Source organism: Citrobacter sp. Cpo030 (assembly GCF_030333005.1).
Lineage (GTDB): Bacteria > Pseudomonadota > Gammaproteobacteria > Enterobacterales > Enterobacteriaceae > Citrobacter > Citrobacter portucalensis.
On record NZ_JAOWGT010000048.1, the window covers coordinates 154789 to 164074 of the forward strand.

The 9286-nt window shown below is 46.5% G+C and carries 8 protein-coding genes; all 8 read left to right on the forward strand.

Annotated elements, in window-relative coordinates:
- Positions 1–142: 142 nt before the first annotated feature.
- Complete coding sequence (gene tssH, locus OGY37_RS06785; RefSeq protein WP_286620393.1) at positions 143–2767, forward strand: type VI secretion system ATPase TssH; 2625 nt, start codon at positions 143–145, stop codon at positions 2765–2767.
- 76 nt (positions 2768–2843) lie between these two features.
- The gene (locus OGY37_RS06790) at positions 2844–3491 is read left to right on the forward strand and encodes an Ssp6 family T6SS pore-forming effector (protein WP_286548030.1); all 648 of its coding nucleotides are present in this window, start codon (positions 2844–2846) and stop codon (positions 3489–3491) included.
- Positions 3492–3788: 297 nt separating this feature from the next.
- On the forward strand, positions 3789–3956 hold the full coding sequence (locus tag OGY37_RS06795) for a hypothetical protein (protein WP_267445192.1): 168 nt from the start codon (positions 3789–3791) through the stop codon (positions 3954–3956).
- A gap of 26 nt (positions 3957–3982) precedes the next feature.
- The gene (locus OGY37_RS06800; RefSeq protein ID WP_286620395.1) at positions 3983–4675 is read left to right on the forward strand and encodes a hypothetical protein; all 693 of its coding nucleotides are present in this window, start codon (positions 3983–3985) and stop codon (positions 4673–4675) included.
- 6 nt (positions 4676–4681) lie between these two features.
- Positions 4682–5083, forward strand: coding sequence for a hypothetical protein (locus OGY37_RS06805; RefSeq protein ID WP_200921178.1), 402 nt, complete (start codon positions 4682–4684; stop codon positions 5081–5083).
- Positions 5084–5137: 54 nt separating this feature from the next.
- Complete coding sequence (locus tag OGY37_RS06810; protein WP_286620397.1) at positions 5138–7648, forward strand: type VI secretion system Vgr family protein; 2511 nt, start codon at positions 5138–5140, stop codon at positions 7646–7648.
- A 23-nt stretch (positions 7649–7671) separates the two neighbouring features.
- On the forward strand, positions 7672–9033 hold the full coding sequence (locus OGY37_RS06815; protein ID WP_286615290.1) for an S-type pyocin domain-containing protein: 1362 nt from the start codon (positions 7672–7674) through the stop codon (positions 9031–9033).
- The coding region (locus tag OGY37_RS06820; protein ID WP_286620399.1) for a DUF6392 family protein at positions 9034–9286 on the forward strand (253 nt) is incomplete at its 3' end.

Sequence of the window (9286 nt, forward strand, 5' to 3'; positions counted from 1 at the left end):
TTCCTCATCCGTTTTTTTATGCCCTCTGCTGAGCTTCCGGGGCGGGGGTTAAGCAGAGAGTATCAACATCACTATTACCTTATGGGCATTGGATTACGGCTACGGGCGGTAGCGTGCCTGAATACAGGGAGTCAGGAAGCAAATGGAACACCATTCAGCAGTGCTATTACGACGTCTCAACCCCTATTGTGCTCAGGCGCTTGAAGCAGCGGCATCGTTATGTCAGACGCGCGCGCATGCAGAAATCACTCCAGAACACTGGTTACTGAAGCTGTTGGAGCAAGGGGAGGGCGATATTACTGTCATTGCTCGTCGTTATGAATGGGATATCGATAATCTCTGGCAGTCACTGCTGGCGCATATGGATGTTCAGCCGCGTTCCGTGAAAAGCCGCCCCCAGTTGTCTGATGCGCTCCTTTCTTTAATGCAACAAGCGTGGTTGTGTGCCGCAACGGATGAAAATTCGCAGATACGTGGTGTGCATCTACTGATGGCGCTGGTGGGAAAGCCTTCGCTACTGAAGTGTGATGGCCTGTGGCCGCTTCTGAGTACCGGACATACTCAACTGGAAAGACTCCTGCCGCTATTAAATTCCCAGTCGGATGAACGTCCGGAAAGGCAGCAGGAAGCTTCTCTGGTGCAGGTTTCCCCTGATGATGAACCGCGTCCGGGTCAGGTTGAGTCGACGTTGTCGCCAGCATTACAAGGCGTGCTCGATAAATTTACGCTGGATGTAACCGCGAAAGCGCGTGTCGGCGATATCGACCCGGTATTTGGTCGCGATAATGAAATCCGGCAAATGGCGGATGTGTTGTCCCGTCGGCGAAAAAATAATCCCATTCTGGTCGGGGAACCCGGTGTCGGCAAAACCGCTCTGGTGGAAGGTCTGGCGCTGCGTATTGCTGAAGGTAATGTGCCGGATAGCCTGAAATCAGTAACATTACGCACGCTGGATCTTGGGCTGTTACAAGCAGGTGCCGGGGTGAAAGGTGAGTTTGAGCAGCGGTTAAAAAATATCATTGATGCCGTTCAACAATCGCCAACGCCTGTTCTGCTCTTTATCGATGAAGCACACACCATCATTGGGGCCGGTAATCAGGCGGGAGGCGCTGATGCAGCCAATCTGCTAAAACCCGCTCTGGCCAGAGGTGAATTACGAACTATCGCGGCGACCACATGGAGTGAATATAAACAGTATTTTGAGCGTGATGCTGCGCTGGAGCGGCGTTTTCAGATGGTTAAAGTGGATGAGCCGGATGATGACACTGCCTGCTTAATGCTGCGTGGTCTGAAATCACGCTATGCAGAACACCATGGCGTTCACATCACCGACGAAGCGGTTAAAACTGCTGTTACGCTCTCTCGCCGCTATCTTACCGGGCGACAATTACCCGACAAAGCCGTCGATCTGCTGGACACCGCAGGTGCAAGAGTGCGGATGAGCCTTGATACCGTTCCGGAACCACTGACGCGTTTGAAGTCGGAGATCACCGCGCTTGAAATGGAAAAGCAGGCACTACTTGAAGATATCTCCGTAGGAAATGGTCAGCATGGTGAAAGGCTGTCCAGCATTGAACAGCGTGAAAATCTTCTGCTTGTCGAGCTGGATGAACGAGAAACTCAGTATGGTCAGGAATTAGCGCTCACAGAGCAACTGCTTGCCAGCCGCCGTGATATTTCTCGTCAGGCGGAAACGGTTGAATTGCAGCAGCAGCTTAGTGTGCTTCAGCAGGACCATCCGTTACTGTTTCCGGATGTAGACGCGCGCACCGTGGCTACGGTGATCGCCGACTGGACCGGTATACCATTGTCTTCATTAATGAAGGACTCCCAGGCAGACTTACTGACGCTTGAAACCCAGATGGGAAACCGGGTTGTCGGCCAGGATTACGCGCTGAATGCGATCGCACAGCGGTTGCGGGCATCAAAAACAGGACTGACGCCGGAAAACGGCCCACAGGGTGTGTTCCTGCTTACCGGGCCGAGTGGAACCGGTAAAACGGAGACGGCGCTGGCCCTGGCTGACATTCTGTTTGGCGGTGAAAAATCGCTGATCACAATTAATTTGTCTGAATATCAGGAGCCGCACACCGTGAGCCAGTTAAAGGGCTCACCTCCGGGATACGTTGGTTATGGTCAGGGAGGGATCCTGACCGAAGCGGTGCGAAAACGCCCCTATAGCGTGGTACTGTTGGATGAAGTAGAAAAAGCGCATCGCGACGTCATGAACCTGTTTTACCAGGTATTTGACCGTGGTTTCATGCGTGACGGTGAAGGTCGTGAAATTGATTTTCGCAACACTGTTATTTTGATGACCTCCAATCTTGGCGGCGACGCAGTGATGCAACTGCTGGAAGAACAGCCGGAAGCCACCGAGTCTGAGCTGCACGAACTGCTGCGCCCACTTTTGCGCGACCATTTTCAGCCGGCGCTACTGGCCCGCTTCCAGACGATTATCTACCATCCGCTCAGTGAACCGGCGTTACGTACGATTGTACAAATGAAACTGGATCAGGTTAGCCAGCGATTACTGCGTCATTACGGCATCACCACAACGATATCCGAGAACCTTTTTGATGCCCTGACCGCCGCTTGCCTGCTACCGGATACGGGGGCAAGGAATATTGATAGTCTACTCAACCAACAAATTTTACCTGTGCTTAGCCAGCAGTTGTTAACGTATCTTTCCCAGCAGCAAAAACCTCAGCAACTCACTTTAAGTTGGAATGATGAAGAGGGAATTGAACTGATAATTGATAGCGAGTGAAAAATAAAACCCAGTGATAATACTAGCGCTGGGTTTTACTTTGTATCGGGATATGCTTTGCGCTAAAGGACTAAATATGGATGGTGCTAAAGATCTTGCAAAAGATATGCTCGAAGCTATTAACGTTGATGATTCTGGGTTTATAGCTGCTTTGGCTAAAGGGCTTATATCATTTCCTGTGAGTATGGGATATCTGGCCTACGATTTTATGGATACAGAACATCGCAGAACGAATGAAGATGATAAATACAGGTTTGCCAGACTTCTTAATAAAGCAAAGCTAAATAAGGAGTTGATAGGTCAGGTTATTGATATCTTTATTAGTGATTTTTCTTCGCGACTGGACGTTGCTTTAATGACGGAGAAAATTGTTGGGAGTAGTGCTGGAAGGATAATTTTCTCAGAACTAACTGGCGTTAAAATTGGAGCTGTTATTTCTAATCGGTTAGCCACAGCATTCTTTTCAGGTGTTCTTATAGGCTCGCTTCTTACGTTGGGAGCGGAAGTATCCAGAGCAATCTATACATCTCGCTATCTGGCTGCAAGGAGTCCGGGTAATTATCAGAAATTGAAAGATATGGGGGATCTGGATTTGCTTTATTTTCTGATAGAAGATCTTGTTTCACCTTTTGAAAAAGCAATTGAACTTCACAATGCAAATGAAGTGTTTTTTAATGAGGTTTGCCAATGTTTTCTGGACGGTTTGGGAAGTTTAGAGAAGTAGCTATATATTTAATGTATTATTTTTCATATCTGCTAGGTAATATCTTATGCATGTTTGGTATTGCCTTTTCTATTTGGTTTTTCTTCATTTCTGACGATGGGTTTAGATATTTATGGGGCATGGGGAATTTTTTATTGATCGTTTTAGGGTATTTTGTGATGAAATTTGGCTGGCCTCATGTGCGTAGTAATTGGGATGATTATCTGTAATTTTTTATTTAATGGAAAACTATGCCGATCAGTTTTTATTATTATTTCATAAGCGTGTAAATATAGTTTATTAAATGGAGTTAACTCTATGAATATGGAACTAACAACATCAGGGCCTACGCTTAACCGCTACAGCTTAACGATCCCTTCATGCCCGCATAAACTGGATGTGGAGCGTTTTGAGGGACTGGAGCAGTTAAGCGTACGTTACCATTATTCAGTACGTTTCATCAGTAGTATTGAGTTTGAGTTATGAAGAACGAATGACTCTGGAGTTTAATGATGAGTAAACGTAACGATATTATTGAACCTTCCGAGTGGACATCGGATCGTAAAACAGGGCTTGTTTACAGCGAAATATTGGGATGGATAGATATAGGCCATGCACAGGGAAGTGATATTAAAAACCTACTGTCAGATATAAAACGAGGTGAATCAAGTCGTGATGGTTATTATGACGTCACCTATAGCCAAAAGATGTTTGTATATCATCGCCAGTTTGGTACAGGAAAGTTTGTTAAGTGGCGTATCAAACAAGGTTTATCTGCATGTGAGAAAAATAGCGTTGCGTTAGCCATGATGATGACGACGGCACGCTTGTTTGAAAGTTTGCAATCTAATTGGTGTTTTAGTTGGTATACCGACAGTGGGTTTAGCGGTGAGGATCTTACCTCCGATCTTTTAGGCTTCTACCGGGCAATCCTTCCTTCAGACTACCAGTCAAGACTGAGACTTGTCAGTAAAGAGCAGGCCCTGAGTAGATGGGATTTTTATGGGCCGATAGGCAATTATAAGAATAAAGGATTTTTACCATTACTGTTTCCAGATCCCCTGGATAACTGTGCTGTGCATCAACCCTATAAGGGGGGCTTACCTTCGTTTATGACATGGGTGCAACCGTGGAGTGATTTCACTTCTGGTCGGGTAGAAATTATCACCGGGGATGGCGGTTATTATTCATTTTTGTCGAGGTGAATGGTAATGAGTTACTATAAAATAATACTGGTGATGATTATTTTGATTTTCTTGTCACCGCTGTTAATACCCTGGCCAGATAAATTAGAATATCGGGAAAGCGATCTTTTTGACTACTATTTCTATACTGATGTTGATATCAAACAGACTCCAAGGATATCAAATAATTATCGCTTTGAATATATTTCTCCTGATGGAAGTACACGGGAAACAAGCCTTGTTGTTTTTTACGGTGGTGATGTGGGAATTATTCGTGATTATCTAACAGGTCTTGGTTTTCATCTTTATGATTATAGTGATAATGGAAGAGAAGAACTTTGGATATCAAATGATAATCGTCGATTTACTTTTTCTATTGTCACTAACAAGAAAAAAGATTTGGTCAGTTTAATAAAAACAATGCGTTGAGGGTAAGTTTTTGCTCTGGAAATAGCTATTTATAAAATTACAGGGGTTGAATATATGGGGATGGGTGAATCACTTGGCGGCGGGATATCATTTATATCTGAAAATACGCTGAATCGTTATCAATTGTATATCCCTTCATGCAAGTCTGTACTGGATGTTATTAGCTTTAATGGTACAGAGGAAATGAGTTCGCTGTATCGATACGTAGTACACTTTTCCAGCCAGGATAAAGATATTGCGGCCGAATCGATACTTAGAAAATCAACGACATTGACTATGGGAATGGGGAAGTTAAGTGAGTTAACTGCCCGTAAAATGGTACATGGTATTGTGACATCTTTCCATCGTATCAGTGGTTCAAAAGACCAGACAATTTATCAGATAATCATTGAACCCTTTGTCGCGTTGCTGAAAAACCAATTTCGTACACACCGTTTCTTTATTAATATGTCAGTTCCGGAAGTTGTTACTAAAATTTTACAGGAGCATGGTTTAAAATACTGGGAATATAATTTTGATTTAGTAATGGAATATCCCAAAAGAGAGCAAATTAATCAGTATCAGGAGAGTGATCTGGTTTTTATTGAACGCCTGCTCTCTGAAGTTGGGATTTTCTTCTTCTTTAGGCTTCAGCCTGATGCTGGCACTGAGGTGATCTATTTTGCTGACAAACAAAGCGCATGGGAGTTTGGCAAAACATTACCGCTGAATAGTCCCTCCGGAATGAATGACAATGGCATCGACTCAGTCTGGGATATTCAGTTCCAACAGTCTGCGGTGCAGGCATCGGTTACTGCCGGGGATTATAACCATCGCCAGGCTCAGAAAATATTATTTTCTGCACAAGCCGATATGACTTACGGTGAAGGTGACGAGGTGACTTACGGGGATGTTTACCACTATCGCCCACGCCATCTTGAAACGGGTGATAAGGTTTCGCCGGCGCCTGAGACAGGGAATTTTTGGGCGCGTCTGGAACATGAGCGTTATCTCTCCTCACAAGCGACAATCTCTGGATTATCAACCGATGTAAGCCTCAGCCCGGCTCAGGTCCTGAATATTACGGAATCCACACCTGTCCCAACGCTTCCTGTCAGTGTGCGTAACAGCTTGCTGGTTACGGCGGTTTCATTCAGCGCAAGCCGCAAGGAAGCGCTACAAGTGGTGTTGATGGCGACCATTTACAGTGAAACGCGCTGTTGGAGACCTCCACTCAAACCGCGACCAGTAATTAGCGGTACGCTAATGGCACGTGTTTCAAGCCCGAAAAAGAATGATGAATATGCTCATTTAAATCAGAGCGGGCTTTATTGGGTTAAGTTTGATGCGGACCGCGATGCTAAACAACAGGGCTACGAAAGTATGCCAGTACGCCTTGCCAAACCCTACGGCGGCGACACTTACGGTATTCACTTCCCGCTGATACAGGGCACAGAAGTGGCGGTGGCGTTCCATGAAGGTGACCCGGACCGACCCTATATCGCGCATGCGCTGCATGACTCCCGGCATCCTGACCACGTGACACAGGCAAACCATACCCGTAACGTCATCCGCACGCCCGCGAACAACAAGCTGCGCATGGAAGACAAACGGGGTGAGGAACACGTCAAGCTCAGTACCGAGTATGGCGGGAAGACGCAGCTTAATCTGGGGCATAACGTGGATGCGGGGCGTGCGCTGCGGGGAGAGGGGGCCGAGCTGCGCACAGACGACTGGGTGGCGGTACGCGGCGGTAAAGGGGTTTTTATCACTTCGGACAGGCAGAGTGAAGCTTCGGACAGGATGCTGGAGATGAAAAATGCTGCCGCGCAAATGGTTCAGGCGCTGTCTGTGAGTGATGCCCTGGCGAATGCTGCCGATATCGCACAGGCGTGGCCGGCAGACTCAGATACAGCAAAGGCACTGAATACAGCGTTAAACAATCTTACTCAGCCAGGGATTGTGCTCAATGCACCGGAGCACATTAGCATCAGTAGTCCGAAGTCGGTGCGTCTGTCCTCAGGCAGTGAAAGCGTGGGGCTGGTCGCGGGTGGTAATACAGATATCAGCGTGATGAAGAAATTTACTGCCGTGGCCGGGGAAGCCATCAGTCTGCTGGCCCTGAAGCTGGGTATACGTTTATTTGCTGCAAAGGGGAAGGTTGAAATCCAGGCCCAGGATGACGGGATAGATACCGTGGCGAAAAAGGACATTACCATCACAAGCGTGGAGGGCAAAGTGTTAGTGACGGCAGCCGACGAGCTGGTGCTGAACTGTGGCGGAGCCTATATCAAACTCAGCGGCGGAAATGTGGAGATAGGCTGTCCGAAAAATATTCTGCTCAAATCTATCAGCGTGCAGAAAATGAGTATGACGGATTTTCGTATACCACCGATCGAGTTGCCTAAAGGGTTCGAAGAGCGTTTTACGGTGAGAGATAAAAAGAGTGGCGAGATTGTTCCGTTTGCCCGTTACCGGATAACCACTGAAAAAGGTCAGATATTTGAAGGGCGAACGGATACAGAAGGGAAAACGGCCAGTGTTTATACCGCATTGCCTGAATCACTGAAAGTAGAACTACTGTAAACCATGGAAGGGAGAAAGCCGTGATGGCACAGATACTGGGGACCGGAGAAGGGAAAACATCATCAGCGGCAAAAGAGCCGGTTGTTGAGCGCATGCCCGCACAGGTGTTTTTTGAATCAATGGCGTTAGCTAACTCTGCGGCTGGCACATACATTGAGCTTTCGCAAGCAGCACCAGCAACAGGAACAATGGGGGAAGTCTCAGGCACTCTGGGCAGGGCTGTTGGTCAAGCAGTCACCAGAGTTGGTGTAGAAACAGTTGCTACGGTTGGTCGGCGTTTTGCGCTGGGGGCGCTCTTCTATTCGAAAGGGTTAAATGCAGGTGAGACGGAAATGCTACAGAGCATACGTGGCGACCAGCTCTACCATAACCTGATCCATGGACAAATACTGATTGGCGCATACACCCGTGAGAACTTAACCGTCACTCGGGAAGAGTATCTTTCTGAATATACTCTGAGGAGTATTGCTGAACAAAACGGGAAAGCCCGTACACGTGTACGTTTTCGTATTGAAGAAGACCCCGCGACAGGGAAAATGATTTCCCGCAGTTACGAGGTGGGGGAAAAAAGCGGGCTGGATCGGGTTCGGGTCCGGTTTGCAGAACAAATCAATGACGATTTGTGGCAATTTGAAGATGCCTTATCTGGTGTGACGCTGCTCTGGTCGAGGTCTGCCGGACAGGGGCGATTTGAGTGGGGAGCCAGCCCGACCACTGTCCATGATGGTAAAACAGGCGGTTATTCCACGCCACCTACACCAGTTCCGGACTCTCGGGGTATTTGGGGATTGCCTAACCCGGCCCCTGAACCGTTACCCCCCGTACCGGGCACGCCGATCCCGGAGGAGCAGAAGCCAAATATTGAAACATTTCCTATCGAAGACCGGGATTTCAATGACTTTATCATTGTTGACCCGAAGGGGGTTGTCCCTGCAATCTATGTCTATTTTCAGAAAGCTTCAGTTGGAGATTTAGAGGTTGACTATTACGGAAATTTTGAAGGCCGTTCAAGGCAGGGTTTAGAAGTAGATCATATTCCTTCAAAGGAAGCAGTTAGGATATATTTGAAAGGAAGATATCCGCACTTGGATAATGATACTATAGAGCAAATGACTGACAGGGTGGCTGCTGTCGCTATTCCGGCGGAAGTACACCGGCAATGTAGTGAAACCTATGGTGGAAGAAACAATAGTAAATTTAAAACAGAAGACGGGGAATTGATTCCTCAAAAGGTTCTGGATGCTAGTAATCTGAGAGCCGCAGTTGATTTTAACTGGGATGTTAATGCTGAGTGTCTTAAAGATTATTATAATGTTAGCAATGAAAAACTTGAGCAAATTAGAGCCAGGCTACATGAATTAAATCAGGACGCGGGGTTATATTAAATGAGCTTGAATGTTGAAAAATTGATAGAAAATATTGGGGAATCATATCAGGATATTTATGATCAAGGTTTAATTCCCTACAAAACAAAACCAACGGGTACTGTTAGTGATGATATTGCCAGGTTGAATATGAGGCGAGAAGGAATATTTTTATCTTTTATCAATAACCAGGAAAAAAATCTTGAAGAAGTGACTTTGCGGTTAGAAGATGAAAATAAAACGGATTGGTTATTTCCTAATCCGCTGCCATTTG

Excerpts from the sequence above, each read along its gene's own strand:
- tssH (WP_286620393.1), top strand. The coding sequence starts at position 143 with ATGGAACACCATTCAGCAGTGCTATTACGACGTCTCAACCCCTATTGT.
- OGY37_RS06810 (WP_286620397.1), top strand. The coding sequence starts at position 5,138 with ATGGGGATGGGTGAATCACTTGGCGGCGGGATATCATTTATATCTGAA.
- OGY37_RS06815 (WP_286615290.1), top strand. The coding sequence starts at position 7,672 with ATGGCACAGATACTGGGGACCGGAGAAGGGAAAACATCATCAGCGGCA.
- OGY37_RS06790 (WP_286548030.1), top strand. The coding sequence starts at position 2,844 with ATGGATGGTGCTAAAGATCTTGCAAAAGATATGCTCGAAGCTATTAAC.
- OGY37_RS06795 (WP_267445192.1), top strand. The coding sequence starts at position 3,789 with ATGAATATGGAACTAACAACATCAGGGCCTACGCTTAACCGCTACAGC.
- OGY37_RS06800 (WP_286620395.1), top strand. The coding sequence starts at position 3,983 with ATGAGTAAACGTAACGATATTATTGAACCTTCCGAGTGGACATCGGAT.
- OGY37_RS06805 (WP_200921178.1), top strand. The coding sequence starts at position 4,682 with ATGAGTTACTATAAAATAATACTGGTGATGATTATTTTGATTTTCTTG.